The sequence below is a fragment of the Arthrobacter sp. EM1 genome (assembly GCF_029964055.1).
Taxonomy (GTDB): Bacteria; Actinomycetota; Actinomycetes; order Actinomycetales; family Micrococcaceae; genus Arthrobacter.
Map to the genome: position 1 here is coordinate 3,639,827 of NZ_CP124836.1, position 21,475 is coordinate 3,661,301.

Genomic DNA, 21,475 nt, shown 5'->3' on the forward strand with positions numbered 1-21,475 from the left:
ACCCGGGCCGGAAAGTGGTTATGGTCGGGAGGGATCGCTAGCCTCTGCCGGACCCCGTTGGGTTGAACGCTGCAGGAGGGTCTCGCGGCCCTCCTGGGATGGGTTGCGCCTTCAACTGCCAGTAAAGCGCGGGATTCTTCGTTCTGCGAATGCTGTAAGCCCCTCCCGGGCATCGTCAGTTTCATAAAGTGTGTCCCCAAACAAGCTTTCCGTTTGGAGCGCAGCACTAATCTCTTGAGCTACGCCGTGGGCGACGCACTTTTTTACGGCAGTAAGAGCCAATGGGGCGCTGGCAGCCAAAGTGGTTGCTATCACGTTCACACCCTTTTGGAACTCGGCTGAAGACAAAAGCTGATTGAAAAGTCCCCAAGTCTCCGCTTGTTTCGGGGTAATGCTCCCGCCCATCATGCAAAGTTCCACGGCCCGACTCGGGCCGACGACGCGGGTCAGCCTCTGAACGCCGCCGTTGCCCGGCATCAGCCCGAGTTTAACCTCGGGCAGGCCAATTCTTTGGGTACCGTCAAGGCCGATCCGCATATCGCAAGCGAGCGCCAGTTCAAGGCCCCCCCCGAGTGCGTGTCCGGCGATGGCGCCGATATACGGTTTGCTGCTGTTGGAAATAGCGAGAGTCACTGCTCGTGCCATTTCTACGACAGCCAAGTTTTCGGCCCTCGTGTTTGACGCAAATTCATTAACGTCAGCACCGGCAGAGAAATATCCCTCGATCGCACTTTCCAGGACTACTACACGTATGTCACTACTGGATTCAATCGACTTCAAGATTTCCAGGAGTTCCTCCAGCATGGCCGCATTGTAAGCATTTACGGGAGGTCTGGACAACGAGATTGTAGCGATGCCTGCTTCACATGACAGTGCTATTGTCTTTTGGATTTCTTGCGTGCTCATTCTCTGTCTCCTATGACAAGCGGGCGTTGTACCAAAATGTCTGCAGTGCAAATTTTGCAGAAGACTGCGCGTCGGCGCTGAATGCGCAGCCGATAATGTCAACTTCCGAAGAAAACCGGTTTTCTACAAAGTACATCACCACGCTCGATCGTGCAATGGCCAAGTTAATGCCCCTGCGACGGCGGTGGCATGCCGGGCGTCACCCGGGTGGACTTCCGTCCTAAACGGCGGCCATGCAAAGGCGGCCAGAGGTCGCGAGGCCCAGTGTTCGCATTCACGGTCACTTCCTGCCGGAGACCGGGTCCGGTCGGGTGCGCCTAAGTTGCCAAGCTGCTTGTGGACTGGCGCACAACAACTTGCGGGGCGGTGGGGACGTAAATGTTCTGCGGCTTTTCGCCGTCGAGTTGGGCGCAGACGGCATCGACAGAGGCCCGGCCCAGTTCGTCCAGTGGCATCGCGATGGTCGTTAGGGGTGGATCGAGGTATCCGGCGAGGGGGAGGTCGTCGTAGGAGATGACTGACATCTGTCCGGGAACCGATACATGCGCCTCACGCAGCGCGTGAAGCGCGCCGATGGCTTGGTTGAGGGTGCTGGTGAAAATGCCGGTAATCTCCGGGTGCCCGGCAAGAAGGCGACGTGTTGCTGTGTAGCCGCCCTTTTCATTGAACTCACCTGACTCGACCGCGGGATGGGGAAGCTTTGCGCTGCGGGCAGCTGAGAGGAAGCCGTCTCGTCTGAGTTGGGATGGCGCCAGGGCTGCTGGTCCGGATACGTGGCCGATTCGTCGATGTCCGAGTTTCCTCAAGTGCTCCACGGCGCAGGCGCTGGATGCCTCGAAGTCCATAGTCACATTCCTGCCGGAGCCTTCAACCGGCCGATTGACAAAGACATGAGATATGTCGGTTTCGGGCAAAATGCGCAGGAGGGGGTGGTCCGGTCGGGCCGAGGCTATCAGCAGGCCGTCCACCCGGCCCGATGCGACGAGATCGGCAAAAGTTTCGTCGACACCATCGTCTTCGGAATCTTCGGCGAGCAGCAATGCGTATCCCCGGAGGCGGGCCTGCTGGTAAGCCCCGCGGGTAATTCTCGAATATACGGGGTTAGTCAGGTCAGGGATCAGGAGCGCTAGAGCCCGCGTTCTGGATCCGGCAAGAGCCCTGGCGCCGGCGTGTGGTTGGTAGCCCAGCCTGGAGGCGGATTCGATGACGCGAAGGCGGGTCTCTTTGCGGACTGAGAGGGTCGGGTCATTGTTCAGGACGCGTGAAGCTACGGATTTCGTGACGCCCGCGAGTTCAGCAACGTCCACAAGCCGCGAGCGGGTTGCCTGCCCGATCCTAAGTTCCTGATCCACTGCACCCTACTCCGCGCCGCGGCTATCCAGCGGACCGGACGGGGCCTGGGCGCTATCCGCCGAATTCGACCTTCTAAAAAACACTTGACATAGCAACCAGCCCATAATACCTTGAGCGCATCTAGAAAACCGGTTTTCTTGAGGTTTTAGGCCATCTCCCGGTTTTTGGACAATGCTCCCCGGTTCAAGGAGGAACTATGGCGAAAATTGAAAATGTGCAGACGGGCTTGTACCGAATTCCGCTGGCGCAGGCGCTCACAGACAGCACGCACGGACTTATGGTGGATTTTGAGCTGATCACGGTCCGGATCACGGACAGTGACGGGGCCGTCGGATTGGGCTACACCTACACCGTCAATGACGGCGGAGCTGCCGTCGCGGTGATGATCGAGCGCTATCTGGCGCCCAAGCTTCAGGGCCGCGATCCGGAATACACCGAAAAGATATGGCAGGACCTGTGGTGGACACTGCACTACGCCGGCCGCGGCGGACACGCTACCTCGGCCATCTCGGCCATCGACATCGCACTGTGGGACTTGAAAGGACGCCGGCTGGGTCAGCCGCTCTGGCGGCTCTTTGGCGGGTTTGACCCGAGGGTCCCGGTCTATGCCGGCGGCATCGACCTCGAGCTCACCACGCAGGAGCTGCTGGCACAATCCGACAGTTTTCAGGCGCAGGGGTTCCGGGCGATCAAGATGAAGGTCGGACGGCCGGTCCTGAAGGACGACCTCGAGCGGGTCGCTGCCATGCGGTCGCACCTGGGCGATAACTTCCCGCTGATGGTGGACGCGAACATGAAGTGGAGCGCAGACGAAGCCATCCGGGCCGCCCGGGCACTCGCGGAATTTAACCTAGTTTGGATTGAAGAACCCACAATTCCCGACGATGTGGCGGGTTACGCCCGCATCCTTCGTGACGGCGGGCAACCGATCGCCGGCGGCGAAAATTTGCACACTCTTTATGAATTTCAACAGGCCATCACAGCCGGTGCCCTCTCCTTCCCGGAACCCGATGTGAGTAACTGCGGCGGTTACACGACTTTTCGAAAAATTTGTTCCCTCGCCGAGGCGCACAACCTGCCGGTAACCTCCCATGGTGTGCACGACCTGACAGTCCACGCTTTGGCAGCCGCCCCCAACCGCTCCTATATGGAGGCACACGGTTTCGGCCTGGACGCCTACATCACCCATCCGTTGCTCATTCAAGACGGATTTGCTATTGCCCCGGAACGCCCCGGCCACGGCGTGGATTTGGACTTTGCTGCCCTGGAAGGACTCCATTCATGACTTTGAACCAGAAAACGACTGCTACCCACGAGCAGGCTGACCGATCCGTGAAGGGAATCCGCTGGCGGGTCCTGGGCGCCAACGCCGGTGTGCTCATGCTCAACTACGGCGACCGGGCAGCCCTGGGTGTTGCTGCACCGCTAATCATCAATGAGTTCGGGTTCAGCACCGGGACCATGGGTATCATTTTGGGCGCTTTCGCTTTCACGTATGCACCGGCTTGCTTCGCCGGCGGTGCGCTGGCGGACAAATTTGGTCCCCGCAAAACGATGGCCGTCGCCGCGGCGTGGTGGTCATTGTGTATCGCACTGACTGCCCTCTGTTTCAACTTCGCCACTTTCTTTATCCAGCGCCTGCTGTTCGGACTTGGTGAAGGTCCGCAGGGGTCCGTCACGGCACGGACCATGACGAACTGGTTTCCTAAAAAGGAATATGCCACGGCAATGGGCTTGACCTTCGCGGCAAACCCATTGGGTGCAGCTGTTGGAATTCCCCTCGTCGCAGGGCTGCTGGCCCTCTCGAACAATAACTGGCGGATCCCGTTCCTTGTCCTCGGAGCGGTGGGGCTCATTATCGCGGCGCTCTGGTATTGGCTTATCAGGGACAAGCCCGCAGATCACCCGAGGATTACCCGTGAAGAACTGGCCCTCATCACTACCGACGACGCGTCGGCCCGGGAACTAAACACCGAACACGTCCCGCCGCTGCGCTTCTACCTTCGCCAGCCGGCAGTGATTGCCAACTCCATCGCCTTTTTCGGCTTCAGCTGGCTGCTGTTCATGTTCCTTTCCTGGTATCCCCTGTTCTTGGTCCAGACCCAGCACATCAACCTCTCCAGTCTCGCGTGGGCTGCGGCTCTGCCCTGGGTGGCAGGGTCCGTCGGCACGGCGCTGGGCGGGATACTTTCGGACCGGCTGGCCCGCCGTTCAGGGGCTCCGTTCCGTGTCCGGAAGTGGATGACGGGGTTCTTCCTGGGACTCAGCGGCCTGCTCTGCATTCCGCTCGCAGCAGTGAATTCGTTGGGTCTGGCAGTTGGTCTGTTCTCGATCGTGCTGCTGACCCTCTACTTGGCCAACGTCCAGTTCTTCGCCATCGTGCGTGACTTTGTACACCCGTCCCGGCTGGGCGGTGTCACGGGATTCGTGCACTTCTGCGCCAACCTAGCCGGCATCATCGCCCCGATCGTGACGGGCTTCTTAATCCAGGGCCTGGGATCTTGGCCGGCAGCCTTCGGGCTGGCAGCCGGCCTCGCCGTGATCGGCGCCATCGCGCTGATCCTCGTCAAGGCACCGACGGCCGGTCCTGCTGATTCCCCCGCGAAGCCTCAGGATGCCCTAGAACTCGAGGTCTGAGCCTACCCTCCGCGACTTGGGCCCGGGCCCAAGCACTAACCAACCGTTTCGGTCCGGGTCTCCCGGACCGAAATAGTTCCACCGAAGGAAGAAAAAATATGTCCGCCGCCGTGTACACAGGCAACAGCACCATCAACATTGTCAAGAGCATCCAAGAGCCGCCCAAACCGGGAGAAGTCCAGATCGAGGTGGCGTACACCGGAATCTGCGGGACCGACCTGCACGTCCTGCACGGAAACATGGACTCCCGGGTTACTCTCCCCGCCGTCATCGGGCATGAAATGTCCGGTCGGGTGGCTGCCCTGGGTGAAGGCGTCAACGGATGGAAGATTGGTGAGGCCGTGACGGTCATGCCCTTGGACTGGTGCGGAGACTGCCCTGCCTGCAGGGCCGGACATCAACATATCTGTCAGAATCTGAACTTTATCGGTATCGATTCCCCCGGCGCGCTGCAGAAATATTGGAATGTTGCGGAGGATGTCCTCGTCCGTCTGCCGTCCTCGCTGCGCCTGGATCACGCCGCCCTTGTCGAACCTGTCGCTGTAGCGGTCCACGATGTCCGCCGGGCAGCGCTGGAGCCCGGTGAGAAGGCAGTGGTCATCGGCGGCGGGCCCATTGGTGTTCTCATCGCCGTCACCGCGCGGCATGCCGGCGCATCCGTGGTGGTGCTGGAACTCGATGCCGACCGCCGAGCCATGATCAAAGAGCTGGGATTCGAAGTACTGGACCCGCGGACCCAGGACCAGGGCGAATGGGTGAATGCCTGGACGGGCGGGGCCGGCGCCGATGTGGTCTTTGAGGTCTCCGGTGCGGCTGCGGCGGTCCTGGGCGCGACGGCGCTTGCAAAAGTCCGGGGCCGGCTCGTTGTCGTAGCCATCCACCCGCAGCCCCGGCCACTTGACCTGCAGCGTGTGTTCTGGCGGGAGCTGACGATCCTGGGCGCCAGGGTCTACGAACGCCGAGACTTCGAAACGGCGGTGGGGCTGCTGGCGGACGGGGTTATCCCTGCCGACCAGCTGATCACCGGTATCGTGCCGCTGGCAAGGACCGCGGAGGCGTTCAGCCAGCTTGCATCCGGGGACGCCATGAAGATCCTCATCGACTGCCAGGCGGTGCCGGCGTGAACGCGTCGGCTTTTGACCTGACCGGAAAGCTCGCTGTCGTCACCGGCGCCAAGCGCGGCCTGGGGAGGGCGATAGCGGAGGCCCTGGCCGCCGCGGGAGCCGATATTATCGGGGTCAGTGCCACCCTGGAACCGGTCGGCAGTGGGGTGGCACGCGCGGTCGAATCGCTCGGTCGATCTTTCACCGCCAAGACGGTGGACTTCGCCGACCGTGATGCTGTCCGCGTTCTAGCTGCCGACCTCGTGGCAATGGAACGGCCGGTGGACATCCTTATTAATAACGCCGGCACAATCGAACGAGCCCCCGCGTCTGAGCATTCGGACGAACTTTGGGACCACGTTCTCCAGGTGAATCTGTCCTCCCAGTTTGTTCTCAGCCGCGAGGTTGGTAAGGCCATGATCGCCCGCGGTGCCGGTGGAAAGATGGTCTTTACGGCATCGCTGCTCAGTTTCCAGGGCGGCATCAACGTGCCGGGCTATACGGCGGCCAAATCCGGTATTGCAGGGCTGACAAAGGCCCTGTCCAACGAGTGGGCTGTCCACGGCATCAACGTCAACGCCATCGCCCCCGGATACATTGCCACGGACAACACCGAGGCCCTGCGTAATGACCCTGCCCGGTCCCAGGCAATCCTGGACCGGATACCTGCCGGGCGCTGGGGCGCCGCCGAAGATATGGCCGGGGCCGTTGTGTTCCTCTCCAGCCCTGCATCGGACTACGTCTGCGGGACGGTACTGCCGGTCGACGGCGGGTGGCTGGGGCGATGACAGCGAGTGCTTCAGTCACGGAAACACTTGCCGTGATCGGAATTGTTCCAGTGGTCGTCCTTGATGACGCGTCCCGGGCCCACGAGCTTGCCGATGCGCTGGTCCAAGGCGGCATTCCGTGCGCCGAAATCACATTCCGAACTCCGGCAGGGCTGGAGGCGCTCGCAACCCTGCGCCGCCGCACCGACATTCTTCTCGGTGCAGGCACAGTGCTGACTGCCGCGGGCGTTGATCTCGCCGCTGATGCCGGGGCGAAGTTCATCGTCAGCCCCGGACTCGGCGCAGACGTCCTGGCCCGCTGCCGCGAACATGGCCTTACGCCCATTCCAGGGATAGCCACCGCCTCCGAACTGCAGGCAGCAGCGGCCGCTGGTCTGCGGCATGTGAAGCTCTTTCCCGCCGAATTGGCTGGCGGGCTGCCTATGCTTACGGCCCTGGCCGGTCCGTTCCCCGAAATGCGGTTTATGCCCAGCGGCGGACTGACTCCGGAAAATGTCACCACATACCTGGACCACCCGGCGGTGTTCGCTGCCGGTGGCAGCTGGATGGTCCCCCGGGCCGCGATTCGCGCAGGCGACTTTGACGAAGTGGCTCGGCTCTGCGCAGAAACAATGGGTCACCTGGCCGGGCACCAACGCAAGAAGGCGGTACCGTCCTGATGCTGCTGAACATCAAAACCGACGCCGCCTACGACGCGGTGGCCCTCGGGGAAATCATGCTGCGGCTGGACCCTGGAAGCGGGCGGATCCGCACCGCACGCCACTTCGACGTCTGGGAGGGAGGTGGGGAGTACAACGCCATCCGGGCGCTCAGCCAAGTCTTCGGCCTACGGACGGCTGCTGTGTCGGCACTTGCTGACAATGACATCGGGCGCCTTATAGAAGGCCTGGCCCGCGCAGGCGGGGTAGATACATCGCTGATTAACTGGGTACCCGATGACGGGACGGGTCGCGCAGCGCGCAACGGGCTGAACTTTACCGAGCGAGGCTTCGGCATCCGGGGCGCGCGCGGTGTCTCCGACCGCGGAAATACGGCGGCTTCCCGGCTCGGTCCCGACGACGTGGACTTTGCCGACCTCTTCGGTGTTCGAGGTGTCCGTTGGTTCCACACCGGAGGCATATTCGCCGGCCTGTCCTACAACGCCTGTGCGACGGCGGTTGCCGCCATGGCAGCTGCCCGGGCCCACGGCACCGTCGTTTCCGTCGATCTCAATTACCGGCCCAGTCTCTGGGCGGACCACGGTGGAGAACAACGTGCCGCCGACGTCTTCACCCAACTAACTGCAAGCGCTGACATTGTCATTGGCGGTGAAACCGACTTCTTGGACCGGTTGGCTATCGAACCCCCGGTCCCCGCAGAAGACGGCGAACAACGCTTTAGCACCATCGCCTCCCGGACCCTGGCCCGGTTTCCGAACCTGCGCATGGTGGCCGCCACCGCCCGCAGGGTCAGCAGTGCCAGCCGTAATGACTGGCAAGGCATGTGCCACACCTTAGCGACAGGAACTGTGGTCTCCCCGGAACGCAAGGACCTGGAAATCCTCGACCGGGTTGGTGGGGGCGACGGATTCGCCGCCGGACTCATCTACGCTCTTCTCCAGGGGCTACCGGTCCAGGAAGCCGTCGATATCGGCGCAGCGCACGGTGCGCTGGCGATGACAACCCCGGGCGACAACTCCATGGCGACTTTGGCGGAAGTGCTGAGCGCGGCGCAGGGCCTGGGTGCGGCCACTGAACGGTAGGCGCGCCCGCCAAGACTACCCAAGGATGCCGGAGCCGCCCGGGGCGCCCGTCGCTGGTGCATGCCGGTCGTGTCCCCCCGCCAACTAGGCTAAGCACCATGACTTTCGAAGCGGTACTGGATTCCCTTCGCCGGATGGCTAAGGGCTCAACCCACTCCCACACCGGTGTGTGGATCTCAGCCCAACTGCGTCAGCGGATAGCTGCCGGCGAGCTCGCGCCCGGCACAAAGTTATCCGAGGAAGCCCTGGGCGATGCCCTGGGTGTCAGCCGGAACACGCTCCGGGAGGCGTTCACCGCGCTGAACGCCGAACATATTATTACCCGCATTCCCAACCGCGGAGTTTTTGTCGCGAGACCGTCCGCGGCAGACGTTCGTGAAATTTACCGTGTGCGCCGCTTTATTGAACCTGCAGCCGTGCTGTGGCAGGAACCAGCGGCGCTGGACGAGTTGCGGGTAATTGTCGCCGCGGCCCAGCTGGCCCGTTCCAGCGGGGATGTCAACGGGATGGCGGCAGCCAATCAGGAATTCCACCGGGCCCTGGTTGCGCGGGCGGCAAGTGAGCGGCTTGATTCGTTGATGGAGCAGGTCTTGGCGGAAATGCGGCTGGTGTTCCACTCGATGGGATCCGATCCGGCATTCCACGAGCCCTACGTGGCGGACAACGCGCACGTGATTGAGTTGATGGCCGCCGGGGACAATGCCGCTGCCGCGGAATTCGTGCGCCACTATCTTGACCGGGCCGAGGCTCAACTACTCGAGGCCATGACCGATTAGCCGGACGCGGCGGCGCCTTGCGCATTGTTCAACAAATCCCTAGGCTGTGGATCACGGTGATGGGCATCACTTTGCGGGGGACCACCTTCCCGGCACGGGCCGGCTCGGCCATGCCACGATAACTACTCGCGTCCGCAGAGCGGACCTGATCCATGCGGGGATGGATGGATATGCTCGTACTAATCGGAGTTTTGCTGGTCATCGTCGGCTTTGCCATCCGAATGAACCCACTGATTGTTGTTACCGCCTCAGGCATCATCACGGCCCTTCTTGGCGGACTGACGCCGCTACAAATCCTCGACGCCTTCGGTTCCGGCTTCGCCAGCAGCAGGTCGGTCACGATTTTTGTTGTGGTCCTTCCCGTCATCGGCATCATCGAACGGTTTGGCCTCCAGGAGCAGGCGAAGATCTTGATTTCCAAGCTCGCCAAGCTCACGGCCGGGCGTGTCCTTTTGGGGTACCTCCTGGTCCGCCAAGCCACGGCTGCCCTCGGCCTGACCGGCATCGGCGGCCATGCGCAGACGGTGCGGCCATTGGTCTTCCCGATGGCAGAAGGCGCCGCGCTGCGGCGGTACGGCGAGGTTCCGGAGAAGGTACGGGAAAAAATCAAGGGCCACTCCGCTGCCGCAGACAACGTCGGCGTCTTCTTCGGCGAGGACATTTTTGTCGCAGTAGGCTCGATCCTGCTGATCACCACCTTCGTGGACGCGACATACGGGCTCCACCTGGAGCCGCTTGAGTTGGCCATCTGGGCTATCCCGTCCGCCGTGATCGCCTTCCTGATCCACGGGTTCCGTCTCTTGCGGCTCGACCGCGAGCTGGACCGGGACGTCCAGGCAACCCAACAAGCAGCGAAGACCGCCCAGAGCGCCACTGTCGGAGGCAACGCATGATCAAGGTTGAAGCTGTCTTCTGGCTGATTGGCATTCTTTTTGTTGCCTGGGCATTCTTGATTGCCCGCGATACGACCCATCCGAAGCGCTGGGGCAGTGCGGCTTTTTGGGGACTGCTGGGTGTGTGCTTCTTCTATGGCACTTGGGTCCAGGCTGGCACCGCGCCGCCGTGGATCCTGGGCGTGGCCGTGCTGGTGCTGGTGACTCTTGCCAGTTCGGGACCCCTTGGTGATGGCAAAGCAAGGTCCACGAGCATGGCGGAGCGCGCCGTATCCGCCACCCGGTTCGGCAACAGGCTCTTCATCCCCGCGCTCGTCCTGCCGGTGGTGACGGTGATCATTGTGCTGCTCGCTCCGGTGCTGAAGATCGGTGGACAACCCATCTTCGATCCCACCAACACAACACTCGTGGCACTGGCCGTCGGTGCCGTCGCGGCTGCCGTCGTCGCCGTCGTTATTCTGCGGCCGAAGCAGAAGCTGACCCCGATTTTCGAAGGGCGCCGCATTCTCGAGTCCATCGGCTGGGCAGCACTGCTGCCGCAGATGCTCTCCACGCTTGGCATTTTGTTCACCAAAGCCGGCGTCGGCACGGCGGTGGGCACGCTGGCCAAAGGCATACTTCCGGAGGGTTCGCTGATTGCCGCCGTGATCGTCTACTCCGTTGGGATGTTCCTCTTTACGGTGCTGATGGGCAACGCCTTCGCCGCGTTTCCCATCATGACAGCCGCCATCGGCTGGCCGGTCCTGGTCCAGGGCTTCCATGGGAATCCAGCGATCATCTTCGCGATCGGCATGCTGGCGGGCTTCTGCGGGACGCTCTGCACACCGATGGCCGCCAACTTCAACCTGGTCCCGGCGGCGCTATTGGAAATGAAAAACAAATACGGAGTCATCAGGGCCCAGATCGCCACGGCAATTCCGTTGCTGGGCGCCAACACAGCACTGATGTACTTCCTGGCCTTCAACTGACTTTGCCCTTCAAAGGAGCACGCATGATCCTGAATCCCACGGAACAAATGGACCACCTCGCCGAGGCCTACGCGGACATCGTCCTGGACAACCTGACCCGAGAGTATCCCTACGCCTCCCACCACGTGGAAACGTCCCTGGCGGATCGGGCCAGCCCGCAGGAACTTCACCCGGCGTTCTACACCTCGTTCGACTGGCATTCCTCGGTGCACATGAGCTGGCTCGGCGTCGTCCTGGTGGAGCATGGTCTCGACGCCGGCCGTGACAGCGCCCTCCGGGCGGTGCTGGCAGCGAACCTCACCGCGGAAAACCTCGCCGTCGAAGGTGCTTACCTGCTGGCGAACCCCAGCTGGGAGCGTCCGTACGGTTGGGCCTGGCTGGTTCGGCTCGCTGCTGCTGCCGCCTCTTCCCGGGACGCGCAGATCCGGCAATGGGGCAAGAACCTGGATCCGCTGGTGGACATTGTCGCCTCCCTGGTGGCCGGCTGGACCGCCAAAGCGGAGTTCCCGGTCCGGCATGGCCTGCATACCAATGCCGCGTTCGGCCTGGGCATGATGCTGGACGCCTTCCGCACCCTGGGCAGGGACCAGGCTGCCGCCGTTTGTGAGAAAGCGGCACTGAACTGGTTTAAGGACGACGCCGGATGGCCGGGGGAGTGGGAAATGAGCGGGCAGGATTTCCTGTCCGCCGGTTTGAGCGAGGCCGACCTGATGGCCCGGGTGCTCGACGCGGATGCCTTTGCCGCGTGGTTTGCAGCGTTCCTGCCGGGTCTCGCGCCGGATGACAGGATCCTTGCCAAAGCCACTGTCACCGATGAGTCGGACGGGTATCTGGCACACCTCAACGGGTTGAACCTGACCCGCGCCGGCCAGCTGATCCGGATCCGCCGAGCGCTCTCGGCAGCGGAGGGAACGGCTGAGCCCGTGCGCGTACTCGACGTCGCGACGATGCCATTGCTGGCCGCAGGCATGGATTCCGTCAGCACCGAGGAGTTTATGTCCAGCCACTGGCTGGCAAGTTTCGCGTGGGACGCCCTGGCCTCGGCATAGTAGGAAATCCACGATGCTTCGGCACGGCTAGGTCCGTGGCCAGGCGCCTTGCGGCCGGCAATGTGTCCTCACTTGCAGAGCCCGGACCGGGGCCTTGCCTATAGTCGTAGAACGAAGGGCAACCGCCCGCGGTTTTCCGCGGGCCAGGGTTGGCAACAAGGCAGGGGCACCAATGACCAACGAACCGATCGCAAACTACGCCTTGCTCTCCGACTGCAACTCCGCGGCGCTGGTGAGCCGGGACGGTTCGGTGGACTGGCTATGCTTTCCCCGGTTCGACAGCCCTTCCGTTTTCGGCCGCATCCTGGGCGAGGCCGCCGGTTCCTGGTCAATCCGGCCTGTTGCGCCGCATTCCTCGACGCGGCGCTACCTGGGTCCCACCATGGTGTTGGAGACGACCCACACCACGTCCGCGGGAATCGTTACGGTCACCGACGCATTGGCGCTCGGGGACGGGATCCGGGGCCACGAGCTTGGTGCCGGGGCGCCGGGTACGCTGCTGCGTCACGTGGCCTGCAGCAGCGGGGAGATCGAAATGGAAGTGGTGTTCGCTCCCCGCCCGGACTACGGCCGGGACGTGCCGGAGCTGGCCCGGGTCGAGGGTGGGGTCACTGTTCGGGGCGGCACCCGGATCCTGGCCCTGTCCACCACCGTTCCTTTCGAGCTGGTGGACGGTACTGCCCGGGCGCATCCGGTGCTTCGCTCCGGCGACGTTTTGGAGTTCGGCCTCCATCACGAGGACTCCGGCGCCGGCTTGCCGGCCTTCTGGAACCCGCAGGAGATCGCGCGGCGGCTTGAGGACACGCTGGCGGGCTGGGCAAGCTGGTCGCGGCTGCACCAAAGTTACGAGGGGCCCTGGCAGGAACTGGTGGCTTCCAGCGGCCGGATCCTGCAGGCCCTAACCTACTTTCCGACCGGCGCGATCGTGGCCGCAGCGACGACCTCATTACCGGAAGTGGCCGGCGGATCCCGGAATTGGGACTACCGCTACACCTGGATCCGGGATGCGAGTATGACGTTGCAGGCGCTCTGGGTGGCTGCGTGCCCGGATGAGGCCGGAAAGTTCTTCCATTTCCTCGCGACGGTCTCTGCCAGCCGGCCGGACAGCGACGCGACGCTGCAGATCATGTACGGCATCGGCGGCGAACGGGACTTGTCCGAGCAGGAACTCGCCCACCTTCCGGGCTGGCGCAACAGTGCCCCGGTGCGGGTGGGCAACGGAGCCTGGAACCAGCGCCAACTCGATGTGTACGGCGAACTGCTGGACGCCGCAGCCACCCTTCCGGAATACCTCACCGCGATGGAGCCCGGGACCCGGAAGTTCCTCGCCGGGGCGGCCGACACCGCGGCATCACTGTGGCAGTCGACCGACCAGGGCATCTGGGAGGTCCGAGGTGCCCCCCGGCATTACCTGCACTCGAAGCTGATGTGCTGGGTCGCCGTGGACCGTGCCATCGGCCTCGCCGCGGTCCTGGACGCCGAAGACCGGGTGCCGCAATGGATCCAAGCGCGGGCCCGGCTTGCCGACTCGATTCGCGTGAACGGCTGGAACGACCACGCCCACGCCTACACCCAGGCTTACGGTTCCGAAGAGCTCGACGCGTCCGCACTGATGCTGGCCATCGTCGGGTTTGTCCCGGCCGATGACCCGCGGATGCTGGCCACCATCAACGCCATCGATGAACGGCTCACCGACAGCCGCGGTCTGGTGTACCGCTACCAGGGGGACGACGGGCTGTCCGGTGAGGAAGGCACGTTCCTGCTCTGTACTTTCTGGCTGGCGCACGCACTGGCGTTGGCCGGACAGACCGGACGTGCCCGCGCCGTTTTTGAACGGGCCTCCGGCTTTGCCACCGATCTGGGTCTGATGGCCGAAGAAGTTTCCCCGGACAGCAACGAGCTGCTCGGCAACTTCCCTCAGGCTTTCAGCCATATCGGCCTGATCAACGCCGCCTGGGCCATTCACACGGCCGAGAACAAGGAACGGGCGCGCATCGGGGACCCCGGAGACGCCACATGAGGGGAGCGAACGCACCCATTGCGGGCAGCCGGCTCCGGGCCGGCCTAGCCGGCTCCGGGCCGGCCTGCAGCTGGGCCTGCTGCTTGCCCTGGTGGCTGCCGCGGCGGCGGCAGCCCTGCTGTTCCCGTTACCGTCGGTCGATGAAATCCGGAACTACTTCGGCAGCACGGGTTGGTGGGGACCTGCCGTATTCATCCTGGCCTATGCCGTCCTGACGCTGGCGCCGGTGCCCAAGAATGTCAGGCGGCTGGTCCCCGCCTGCGTCCAGTACCCGACCCTGGACGCGGCAGAAAATGCGGGCTCGCGCAAAATGCTGCCACTGCGTCCCGTCAGCCCGGCCGGCGTTCCCGGACCAATGCATCCTTGAGGCGCCATTGCCGCAGTTGCGGACGGTGCTGAGTACCATGGTCCTGCGGGTGCAGGCGCATCAGGACGAAAAATTCGGCCCGGAACCGGCCGGGTTCAAGAATGAGGAACATGAACATGATGAAACCACTGGCCCGGACCGTCGCGCTGGCAGCGGGGACTTTGCTCGCGCTCTCGCTGGCCGCCTGCGGCGCCGGAAATGATCCGCTGAACAATGACCGGCCTTCGGGAAGCAGCACCCCGGGGGCTGCCCTGGTGATCGGCTCGGCAAACTTCCCGGAAAGCGAGACGCTGGCCGAGGTTTACGCGGGTGCGCTCAACGCGGCTGGCATCCCCGCGTCGACGAAGCCAGGAATTGGCTCCCGTGAGGTGTATGTGCGGGCCTTGCAGGACAGGTCGATCGACGTCGTCCCCGATTACAGCGGCAATCTGCTCCGCTACGTTGACAAGAACGCTACCGCTGCCAGTGCCGACGACGTCATGAAAGCACTCCCCGGCAAGCTGCCCGACGAGTTGACAGTGCTCGAAGCGGCCCAAGCGGAGGACAAGGATTCCATCGTGGTCACCGAGGCGACGGCGGCGAAATTCGGGCTCAAAACTCTTGCCGACCTGGGGAAGGTGTGTGATCAGATTGCGCTCGGTATGCCGCCGGAAGCCAAGGAACGGCCCCAGGGCCTCCCGGGGCTCAAAGCGAACTACGGCTGCGAGCCTAAGGAATTCGTCCCCTTCAGCGACGGTGGCGGGCCGGTGACAGTCCGGGCGCTGCTCGATGACAGGATCCAGGCCGCCGATGTCTTCAGCACCTCACCGCTGATTCTCCAGAACAAGCTGGTTTCCCTGGCGGATCCGCTGAACAATTTCGCGGCCCAACAGGTGGTGCCGCTGGCGCTGAAGGACCGGCTGGACGCTAAGAGCACGGAAGTGCTGAACAAAGTGTCACGGGTTCTGACGACGGCGGACTTGCTGAAGTTGAACGAGGAAGTCTCCGGCGACCGGAAGGTAAACCCCCGGGATGCGGCTGCCGCCTGGCTCAAAGATAAAGGATTTACCGGCTAGAAGCATCGTCGCGTCCGTGCCCCGGGCTGCGACCCGCAAGCAGCGCCGGGCCAGCTCAGCTGAGGGGCTCGGCGCTGCTTTTTTAGTGCGCTGCGGCCAGCACTCCGGGAAGCTCGGTCAGGGCATTGACCGTAAAATCTGGCGACTCGAAATAGCCCGGGTAGCTGCTCCCTGACCGGTTTAGCCATGCGGTGCGCAGCCCGGCACGGGCTGCGCCGTGGATGTCCCACGGATGGACGGCGACCAGCAGCATGTCCGCCGGGGCGGCGCCCGAAGCGGCAGCCGCATAGTCGTAGGAACTGCGGGCCGGCTTCCAGGCCGGCGCATCCTCGACCGAGAGCAGCGCCTCGAACTCGTCACGGATCCCAGCCCCACTGAACAGCTTCGCGGCGATCCGGGCAGAGCCGTTGCTGAGGGTGATCAGCCGGAACCCGGCAGCGGCGAGGACTGTAATCCCCGCGGGGACGTCCGGATGTACCTTGAGACCGGTCAGCCCGGCCATAACATGGTCGACCGCCGCATCCATTGGGCGGTTTAGCTCCACCCCGGTCAGAAGTCCCCGAAGTGCCTCCGCCCCGATCGCGGCGAACGATCCGTTGTCTCCGCTGGCTGTAAGCGCGAAGCCGTCACGCAGCAGGGTCGCGAACCAGAGCTTGGCCAACTCAGCCGGCGCCCCGACGTCGCTGAATTGTCCCCCCATCGCGGACATGTCAGAGAGGGTTTCATTGACGTCAAAGACGATGACTGAGATTGCGGTGGTCATGGATTCTCCTTGTGGTCGTGTGCAGCTCCCCCGACCCAGTCTGCCGCCTTCCCGGCGGGGGGTGCCGCAGGCGGGTGCCCGGGCGCTGCGATGCGCAGCTCACCAGAATTTCTGCACTCCGGCAGCGGCGTCACGCAGCCGGGACCCGTCCAGGAAAATGGAGCACTCTGCCAGGCCGAAGTCTTTCCACTCGGCAACCAGCCGAAGTTTCCCCGCGGGTGGCAACGGCCAGAGCCAGAGCGAGCCGGAGCCGGAGAGCTCGTCGTCGCCGCCGCTCCCGCCTCCGTTTCGCATCAGGAGGACCGGCGGAGCAGGCTCCCCGGGGCCTTCGAAGAATCCGTGCGGATGCGCGCTGGTGCTGGACTTTGAGCCGTCAGGGAAAGCCGCGCCGAAGTGCAGCATCGAAGCTCCCCCGGAGCCCCTTCGGGGGCCGGATCCGGGCCGGAAAAACACGTCGTTGAGATCCGCCCACTCCGCATCGGTCTGGTCGCCCCGGCGGATGGTCCATGACACATCGAACGAACAACCCGTTGAAAAGACATCGGCGCTCTTGACTGCCATCACCAATGTCGGGCTCCGGTGCAGGAACTGACCGATCTGGACAACCGCCGGAAGCTCGTAGGGCGGGGCGCCGGCCCAGACCGGCGGGACGTACCTCACCGCCCGCCCGCGCGGGGGAGTGGGCGGTACCGGGAAGTCCTGAAAGAAGGTCATGGCTGATCCTTTCGTCGGCGGGCAAGGCTGCTACTGCTGCCGGTGCGGGAGCTGGAGGGTGATGGGCGGCGTGGTCATGGGACCGCCGCATTCTTCCGACCCACCCGCCCTGGTCCATTCCGGCCGGGATTCCAGCCCGGCGAGCAAGGTGCCGTCTTGGGTGAGCACACGAGTTTTTACGTCCTCGGGCAATTGGCCCCGGACGGTGAACAACCAGGAATTGATCGCTGTCCGGGCTGAGGTGAAGGGTGCTGCGGATGGTGAAGGGTCAGCCGGCGGGCTGGGAACCGCAGATTTTGGAGCAGCGGGCTGGGCGGAGGCCACAACAGGAACGGAGCAACCCGCCGGGGTGCACAGCTCAACGTGGTCGACGGCGGTGAGGTCGCCTTCGAGCCGCACAGTGATGGTGCTGACCCACCCGACGGCAGGGCATACGACGTCGGTGCTGCCGCAGGCGGTCAGCTGCAGAGCAGCAGCCACCAGCACGGCGGCAGAGCGAAAGATCCCCCAATTCGACCTCATTGGGCCAGTCTAGACAGGTCCCCGGCTGGCCCCGCGGATCTTCTAACCCGGAGGTTGGGGAAAGCCATGCGCCCGTGTCCGGTAAATGGCATTCAACCCTTTCTTGGCCGGGAATCGACCGAAAGCCCCCAACAAAGCGATCGCCAGTGCCAGCAGCACCGTCGGTCCGGCGCCGCCGGCGGGACCAAGGGCCGCAGCGAAAACCTGCCTTCCCATTGCTGACATTTCCTGCAGGTCACCTCCCAGCACCCGTGTGCCCAGGACACTGCTGACTGCTGTGAACCCTGCGGGGACCACCCAGAGCAGGCCCAGGTCCACCGCCCACACCACAGCGCGGACCGCAGGGCGCAGCCCGCACCACGCCAGGGCAACGCCGACCAGCACCGCGGGGAACCAGCGCCACAGCAAGGTCAGCCATACGGGAGCGTTGCCCACCCCAGCCACTTCGGCAGCTGCGGAGGTCACCCAGGACACAAACGGAACGGCCGCAAGGCCAACCCCCAACGCGACCAAGGCCGGAGAACGGGCTGCGAGGAGCAAGAGCAACACCAGCCCGGCGGCGATTGCGGCCAGCACTCCAGCCAACAGGCCAGCCAGGTAGAGGCGTGACAACGCGCCGGGCGCCAAGCCCTCGCCGACCACATTAAATGCCTGGATCGCTGCTGTTGCCTGCACCAGAAGTACGCCCCCGGCGGCGCACCACGTGACCAGGCGACGGCGCGCCGGGGACCAGCGCCGGACCGCCAGGCCGGCTGCCGCAGCGCCCGTGGTCATTAACGACACCAGTGTGGTGGCTTCGTACTGGCTAAGCGGCAGAAGGGCCAGGGGCATCTGTCCGGGCAGTAGCTGCGAGCCCCAAAGGTTCTGCAGCGGCAGGCGTGCGCCGGTGATCAGCCACGGCGCCAGGCCGAGGATGCCCGCCAGGAGTCCGATCAGGAGAGCTGCTGCCGTGTCCCTGCCCGCCGTTGCCGGCACCTTCTGCTGGCGGGATGCCGGTCCCGCCATTATGCCGCCCGGGACCCCGCTTGAGCCGGCAACGGGGCTTTCGTCCCCGGACGTGGGGGATACCCTCCGGTTGTGGCGGTGACTCACGGGAACTCCTTCAGACGCAACGGACACGGAAACGGCACGCAGTACCAGATACTACACCGAGTGGATTAATTGGGATGTTCCGCGGTTTCGGGAGGTGTTGCCGGTTCGGCGCTAGCCGTCTGTAAGGAGCCTCGCGTAGTTCGCGATGGAGTGCTGATACCTCGGCAGATGTGGAATGAGTGCTTCGAGTGCGACCCGGAGGGCTTCGTCGTGCCGGCCGGCGTCCCGCAGGGCCAGGGCCCGCACCGCGCCGGGGGCTCCGCCCAAGGCGTGCGGGTCGGTGCGGGAGAGGATCCTCAAAGCTTCGTCAGTGTGTCCGAGTGCGCGCTCGGAGCTGGCCATTTGCACCCAGGCGCGGGTCTGCCTGATCGGGTCGAGCCCGGCAGCAAGCCCGGAGTCATAGAAGGAGACGGCATCTGCAGTCCGGCCGGTTGAATCGCGGATACAGGCGCGTTCGAAGTCTGCCCGGCCGTCGGTTGCCGGCGAAGCCGCAGCGAGCTCGTCCAGTTCCTCGATGACGTCGTCGGCGTCACTCGGTGCTGCCTCGAAGGCCGTCCAGAATGCGGCTACGCTGCGCTCCCACTCGTCAATTGTCATGTGCCGATCCTACGTGCGCCCCCGCCGGCCGCTGTACCGTGGAGCGATGGCGATTTCAGGACTCCTCAAGAGGTACGACCAGCAGCTCCGCACGGACGCGGAGACCCCCGGCGCGGCCGCCGTGGAGCGGCTGGGTCCCTTGCGGCTCGTGACCTTCGAGGGCGGACGAGGTTTCGTCACCTACCAAGACCTTGCTGGGGCCGGCGCCGAGACGATCGCGCGATGGGTGGCCGAAGCGCTGGCGTTCTACCGCCGCGATCCGGCCATTGTGCGGATCGAATGGAAAACCCGCGGTCACGATCATGCGCCCGGACTCCACGAGGCGCTGCTGAAGCACGGATTCGAGCCCGACGAGACCGAGTCGATTATGATCGGGCCGGCCAGCGAACTGAGCGTCGAGGTGGATCTTCCACCAGGTGTGAGCCTGCGAAAAGTGACCGAGGAACAGGACATCCGGGCCATGAACGCCATGCAGGACAGGGTTTTTGGCAGTCCCGTCTCCGATGGAAACGCTGCAGCAGTCCTGCGTCGGATGGCTCGCCGCGACGGGATGGAATTGTGGGTCGCCGAACATCAGGGGCTGATTGTCAGCGCGGGCCGCCTCGAGCCGGTGTCAGGCACTGACTTCGCGGGAATCTGGGGCGGGGCAACACTCAGCCAGTGGCGCGGCCGGGGCATCTACCGCGCTCTCACCGCGGCCCGGGCCCGCGCCGCATTGACCCTGGGCAAAACGCTCATCCACAGCGATTCAACCGAATATTCACGGCCGATCCTGGAACGCTACGGCCTGCTCCGGGTGTCGACGACGACGCCGTACCGCTGGCGGCGCTGAGGCGAAGAAAACCCGTCCGAGAGCGCTGCTCTGCGGTCGGCCGACGTCGGGCCTGCTTTGCTGTGCTGTTGCTTCGTCCGCCGCGCCGATTCGACCGGACGCGCCGATTCGACCGGACGCGAGTCGCAGCGGACCGCGCAAGCGCAGCCGAATCGGATTTTTGTTGTACCCCAGGACGGATGGGCCTAGAGTGGCCACCTGCCACCTGGGCGACGTCCCGCAGCCGGGACACAAGTCCCATCAGGTTCCGGAACGGGACGCCGGTGGCCGCCATGCCGATCTGACTGAGGAGAAATCTATGGAAACCCGCACTCTCGGTTCACTCACCGTCTCAGCCCTGGGGCTGGGCTGCATGGGCATGAGCGAGTTCTACGGTCGTGGCGAGGAAAAAGAGTCCATCGCAACCATCCAGGCCTTTCTCGATGCCGGCGGCAGCCTGCTGGACACGGCTGACATGTACGGCCCGTTCACAAACGAAGCGCTTGTTGGCCGGGCTATTGCCGGCCGTCGGGAGGACGTGGTGCTCGCCACCAAATTCGGCAACGAACGCCGGGCCGACGGATCCTGGGTCGGCATCAACGGCTCCCCGGACTACGTGCGGGCCGCTTGCGACGCGAGCCTGCAGCGACTGGGCGTGGACCATATCGATCTGTATTACCAGCACCGCGTCGACAAGGCCACCCCGATCGAGGAAACCGTCGGAGCCATGGCTGAGCTGGTTCAGGCCGGAAAAGTCAGGCACCTGGGGTTATCCGAAGCCAGCGCGGACACCGTTCGCCGGGCACATGCGGTGCACCCGATCACGGCCCTGCAGACCGAATATTCGCTGTGGGAACGCGAGCCCGAGACCAAGATAATCCCGGTCCTCGCCGAGCTTGGCATCGGCTTTGTCCCCTACAGCCCGCTCGGCCGAGGTTTCCTGACCGGTCAATTCCGCAGCCCTGACGACTTTGCGGCGGACGATTTCCGCCGGCATTCCCCGCGTTTCCAAGGCGAAAACTTCACCCGCAACTTACAGCTCGTGGATCGGGTGAAGGAGTTGGCGGATACGAAGGACTGCACTCCGGCGCAGTTGGCACTTGCCTGGCTGCTGGCCCAGGGCGAGCATATTGTTCCCATCCCGGGCACCAAGAAGCGCGAACGTCTGTTCGAAAACCTGGGCGCTCCCGACGTCGAACTCTCCCCCGACGACCTGGCCCGCCTCGACGAACTGGCCCCGGCCGGGGCGGCAGCCGGAGCGAGGTACCCGAACATGGACACCATCGATGTCTAGGCGGGCCGTGGCTCGTTCGGAGCGTG

22 protein-coding genes are annotated in these 21,475 nt (G+C 64.1%); 15 read left to right on the top strand and 7 right to left on the bottom strand.

Annotated features, from left to right (window positions below):
• Nucleotides 1–111 precede the first annotated feature (111 nt).
• Both QI450_RS16855 and QI450_RS16860 read right to left on the bottom strand, forming a co-directional pair.
• Nucleotides 112–906 carry an enoyl-CoA hydratase-related protein gene (locus QI450_RS16855; protein WP_226773471.1) on the bottom strand — a complete coding sequence of 265 codons (795 nt, stop codon included), beginning with the start codon at nucleotides 904–906 and terminating at the stop codon, nucleotides 112–114.
• A gap of 317 nt (nucleotides 907–1,223) precedes the next feature.
• The gene (locus QI450_RS16860) at nucleotides 1,224–2,258 is read right to left on the bottom strand and encodes a LacI family DNA-binding transcriptional regulator (RefSeq protein WP_226773472.1); all 1,035 of its coding nucleotides are present in this window, start codon (nucleotides 2,256–2,258) and stop codon (nucleotides 1,224–1,226) included.
• A 197-nt stretch (nucleotides 2,259–2,455) separates the two neighbouring features.
• On the opposite strand from QI450_RS16860, the gene QI450_RS16865 reads away from it, so the two are divergent.
• The 13 genes from QI450_RS16865 (at nucleotide 2,456) to QI450_RS16925 (ending at nucleotide 15,656) form a co-directional block, all read left to right on the top strand.
• Nucleotides 2,456–3,544 carry a mandelate racemase/muconate lactonizing enzyme family protein gene (locus QI450_RS16865; RefSeq protein WP_226773473.1) on the top strand — a complete coding sequence of 363 codons (1,089 nt, stop codon included), beginning with the start codon at nucleotides 2,456–2,458 and terminating at the stop codon, nucleotides 3,542–3,544.
• Nucleotides 3,541–4,896: an MFS transporter gene (locus tag QI450_RS16870; RefSeq protein WP_226773474.1), complete on the top strand. Its 1,356-nt coding sequence runs from the start codon at nucleotides 3,541–3,543 to the stop codon at nucleotides 4,894–4,896. The genes QI450_RS16865 and QI450_RS16870 overlap by 4 nt, the downstream gene beginning before the upstream one ends.
• Nucleotides 4,897–4,994: 98 nt before the next feature.
• Nucleotides 4,995–6,020 (top strand): alcohol dehydrogenase catalytic domain-containing protein, encoded by a 1,026-nt coding sequence (locus QI450_RS16875; protein WP_226773475.1) that lies wholly within the window; start codon nucleotides 4,995–4,997, stop codon nucleotides 6,018–6,020.
• The gene (locus QI450_RS16880; protein WP_226773476.1) at nucleotides 6,017–6,787 is read left to right on the top strand and encodes an SDR family oxidoreductase; all 771 of its coding nucleotides are present in this window, start codon (nucleotides 6,017–6,019) and stop codon (nucleotides 6,785–6,787) included. The genes QI450_RS16875 and QI450_RS16880 overlap by 4 nt, the downstream gene beginning before the upstream one ends.
• Nucleotides 6,784–7,446, top strand: a complete 663-nt coding sequence (eda, locus tag QI450_RS16885; protein ID WP_226773477.1) for a bifunctional 4-hydroxy-2-oxoglutarate aldolase/2-dehydro-3-deoxy-phosphogluconate aldolase — start codon at nucleotides 6,784–6,786, stop codon at nucleotides 7,444–7,446. The genes QI450_RS16880 and eda overlap by 4 nt, the downstream gene beginning before the upstream one ends.
• Entirely contained in the window at nucleotides 7,446–8,528 is a 1,083-nt protein-coding gene (locus tag QI450_RS16890) for a sugar kinase (RefSeq protein ID WP_226773478.1), read from the top strand. The genes eda and QI450_RS16890 overlap by 1 nt, the downstream gene beginning before the upstream one ends.
• 98 nt (nucleotides 8,529–8,626) lie before the next feature.
• On the top strand, nucleotides 8,627–9,304 hold the full coding sequence (locus tag QI450_RS16895) for a GntR family transcriptional regulator (protein ID WP_226773479.1): 678 nt from the start codon (nucleotides 8,627–8,629) through the stop codon (nucleotides 9,302–9,304).
• Between the two features lie 170 nt (nucleotides 9,305–9,474).
• Entirely contained in the window at nucleotides 9,475–10,197 is a 723-nt protein-coding gene (locus QI450_RS16900; RefSeq protein WP_226773480.1) for a DUF969 domain-containing protein, read from the top strand.
• The gene (locus QI450_RS16905; RefSeq protein ID WP_226773481.1) at nucleotides 10,194–11,165 is read left to right on the top strand and encodes a DUF979 domain-containing protein; all 972 of its coding nucleotides are present in this window, start codon (nucleotides 10,194–10,196) and stop codon (nucleotides 11,163–11,165) included. The genes QI450_RS16900 and QI450_RS16905 overlap by 4 nt, the downstream gene beginning before the upstream one ends.
• Before the next feature lie 23 nt (nucleotides 11,166–11,188).
• A complete protein-coding gene (locus QI450_RS16910) occupies nucleotides 11,189–12,214 on the top strand; it encodes a DUF2891 family protein (RefSeq protein ID WP_226773482.1) in 1,026 nt (341 codons plus the stop codon).
• Nucleotides 12,215–12,386: 172 nt separating this feature from the next.
• Complete coding sequence (locus tag QI450_RS16915; RefSeq protein ID WP_226773483.1) at nucleotides 12,387–14,234, top strand: glycoside hydrolase family 15 protein; 1,848 nt, start codon at nucleotides 12,387–12,389, stop codon at nucleotides 14,232–14,234.
• Nucleotides 14,235–14,325: 91 nt separating this feature from the next.
• Complete coding sequence (locus tag QI450_RS16920) at nucleotides 14,326–14,601, top strand: hypothetical protein (protein WP_226773484.1); 276 nt, start codon at nucleotides 14,326–14,328, stop codon at nucleotides 14,599–14,601.
• A 110-nt stretch (nucleotides 14,602–14,711) separates the two neighbouring features.
• Nucleotides 14,712–15,656: an ABC transporter substrate-binding protein gene (locus QI450_RS16925; protein WP_226773485.1), complete on the top strand. Its 945-nt coding sequence runs from the start codon at nucleotides 14,712–14,714 to the stop codon at nucleotides 15,654–15,656.
• An 82-nt stretch (nucleotides 15,657–15,738) separates the two neighbouring features.
• On the opposite strand, the gene QI450_RS16930 is transcribed toward QI450_RS16925, so the two are convergent.
• The 5 genes from QI450_RS16930 to QI450_RS16950 form a co-directional block, all read right to left on the bottom strand.
• Nucleotides 15,739–16,419 (bottom strand): haloacid dehalogenase type II, encoded by a 681-nt coding sequence (locus QI450_RS16930; protein WP_226773486.1) that lies wholly within the window; start codon nucleotides 16,417–16,419, stop codon nucleotides 15,739–15,741.
• A 99-nt stretch (nucleotides 16,420–16,518) separates the two neighbouring features.
• On the bottom strand, nucleotides 16,519–17,133 hold the full coding sequence (locus QI450_RS16935) for a hypothetical protein (RefSeq protein ID WP_226773487.1): 615 nt from the start codon (nucleotides 17,131–17,133) through the stop codon (nucleotides 16,519–16,521).
• Between the two features lie 30 nt (nucleotides 17,134–17,163).
• Complete coding sequence (locus QI450_RS16940) at nucleotides 17,164–17,655, bottom strand: hypothetical protein (RefSeq protein ID WP_226773488.1); 492 nt, start codon at nucleotides 17,653–17,655, stop codon at nucleotides 17,164–17,166.
• Nucleotides 17,656–17,697: 42 nt separating this feature from the next.
• Complete coding sequence (locus tag QI450_RS16945) at nucleotides 17,698–18,747, bottom strand: hypothetical protein (protein ID WP_226773489.1); 1,050 nt, start codon at nucleotides 18,745–18,747, stop codon at nucleotides 17,698–17,700.
• Between the two features lie 111 nt (nucleotides 18,748–18,858).
• A complete protein-coding gene (locus QI450_RS16950) occupies nucleotides 18,859–19,344 on the bottom strand; it encodes a tetratricopeptide repeat protein (RefSeq protein ID WP_226773490.1) in 486 nt (161 codons plus the stop codon).
• 46 nt (nucleotides 19,345–19,390) lie between these two features.
• Between QI450_RS16950 and QI450_RS16955 the strand changes: the two genes are divergently transcribed.
• Both QI450_RS16955 and QI450_RS16960 read left to right on the top strand, forming a co-directional pair.
• Nucleotides 19,391–20,176 (top strand): GNAT family N-acetyltransferase, encoded by a 786-nt coding sequence (locus QI450_RS16955; RefSeq protein ID WP_226773491.1) that lies wholly within the window; start codon nucleotides 19,391–19,393, stop codon nucleotides 20,174–20,176.
• Nucleotides 20,177–20,474: 298 nt separating this feature from the next.
• The gene (locus QI450_RS16960) at nucleotides 20,475–21,449 is read left to right on the top strand and encodes an aldo/keto reductase (protein ID WP_226773492.1); all 975 of its coding nucleotides are present in this window, start codon (nucleotides 20,475–20,477) and stop codon (nucleotides 21,447–21,449) included.
• Nucleotides 21,450–21,475 lie beyond the last annotated feature (26 nt).

Excerpts from the sequence above, each read along its gene's own strand:
- QI450_RS16855 (WP_226773471.1), bottom strand. The coding sequence starts at position 906 with ATGAGCACGCAAGAAATCCAAAAGACAATAGCACTGTCATGTGAAGCA.
- QI450_RS16865 (WP_226773473.1), top strand. The coding sequence starts at position 2,456 with ATGGCGAAAATTGAAAATGTGCAGACGGGCTTGTACCGAATTCCGCTG.
- QI450_RS16870 (WP_226773474.1), top strand. The coding sequence starts at position 3,541 with ATGACTTTGAACCAGAAAACGACTGCTACCCACGAGCAGGCTGACCGA.
- QI450_RS16875 (WP_226773475.1), top strand. The coding sequence starts at position 4,995 with ATGTCCGCCGCCGTGTACACAGGCAACAGCACCATCAACATTGTCAAG.
- eda (WP_226773477.1), top strand. The coding sequence starts at position 6,784 with ATGACAGCGAGTGCTTCAGTCACGGAAACACTTGCCGTGATCGGAATT.
- QI450_RS16890 (WP_226773478.1), top strand. The coding sequence starts at position 7,446 with ATGCTGCTGAACATCAAAACCGACGCCGCCTACGACGCGGTGGCCCTC.
- QI450_RS16895 (WP_226773479.1), top strand. The coding sequence starts at position 8,627 with ATGACTTTCGAAGCGGTACTGGATTCCCTTCGCCGGATGGCTAAGGGC.
- QI450_RS16900 (WP_226773480.1), top strand. The coding sequence starts at position 9,475 with ATGCTCGTACTAATCGGAGTTTTGCTGGTCATCGTCGGCTTTGCCATC.
- QI450_RS16905 (WP_226773481.1), top strand. The coding sequence starts at position 10,194 with ATGATCAAGGTTGAAGCTGTCTTCTGGCTGATTGGCATTCTTTTTGTT.
- QI450_RS16910 (WP_226773482.1), top strand. The coding sequence starts at position 11,189 with ATGATCCTGAATCCCACGGAACAAATGGACCACCTCGCCGAGGCCTAC.
- QI450_RS16915 (WP_226773483.1), top strand. The coding sequence starts at position 12,387 with ATGACCAACGAACCGATCGCAAACTACGCCTTGCTCTCCGACTGCAAC.
- QI450_RS16925 (WP_226773485.1), top strand. The coding sequence starts at position 14,712 with ATGAACATGATGAAACCACTGGCCCGGACCGTCGCGCTGGCAGCGGGG.
- QI450_RS16930 (WP_226773486.1), bottom strand. The coding sequence starts at position 16,419 with ATGACCACCGCAATCTCAGTCATCGTCTTTGACGTCAATGAAACCCTC.
- QI450_RS16935 (WP_226773487.1), bottom strand. The coding sequence starts at position 17,133 with ATGACCTTCTTTCAGGACTTCCCGGTACCGCCCACTCCCCCGCGCGGG.
- QI450_RS16940 (WP_226773488.1), bottom strand. The coding sequence starts at position 17,655 with ATGAGGTCGAATTGGGGGATCTTTCGCTCTGCCGCCGTGCTGGTGGCT.
- QI450_RS16950 (WP_226773490.1), bottom strand. The coding sequence starts at position 19,344 with ATGACAATTGACGAGTGGGAGCGCAGCGTAGCCGCATTCTGGACGGCC.
- QI450_RS16955 (WP_226773491.1), top strand. The coding sequence starts at position 19,391 with ATGGCGATTTCAGGACTCCTCAAGAGGTACGACCAGCAGCTCCGCACG.
- QI450_RS16960 (WP_226773492.1), top strand. The coding sequence starts at position 20,475 with ATGGAAACCCGCACTCTCGGTTCACTCACCGTCTCAGCCCTGGGGCTG.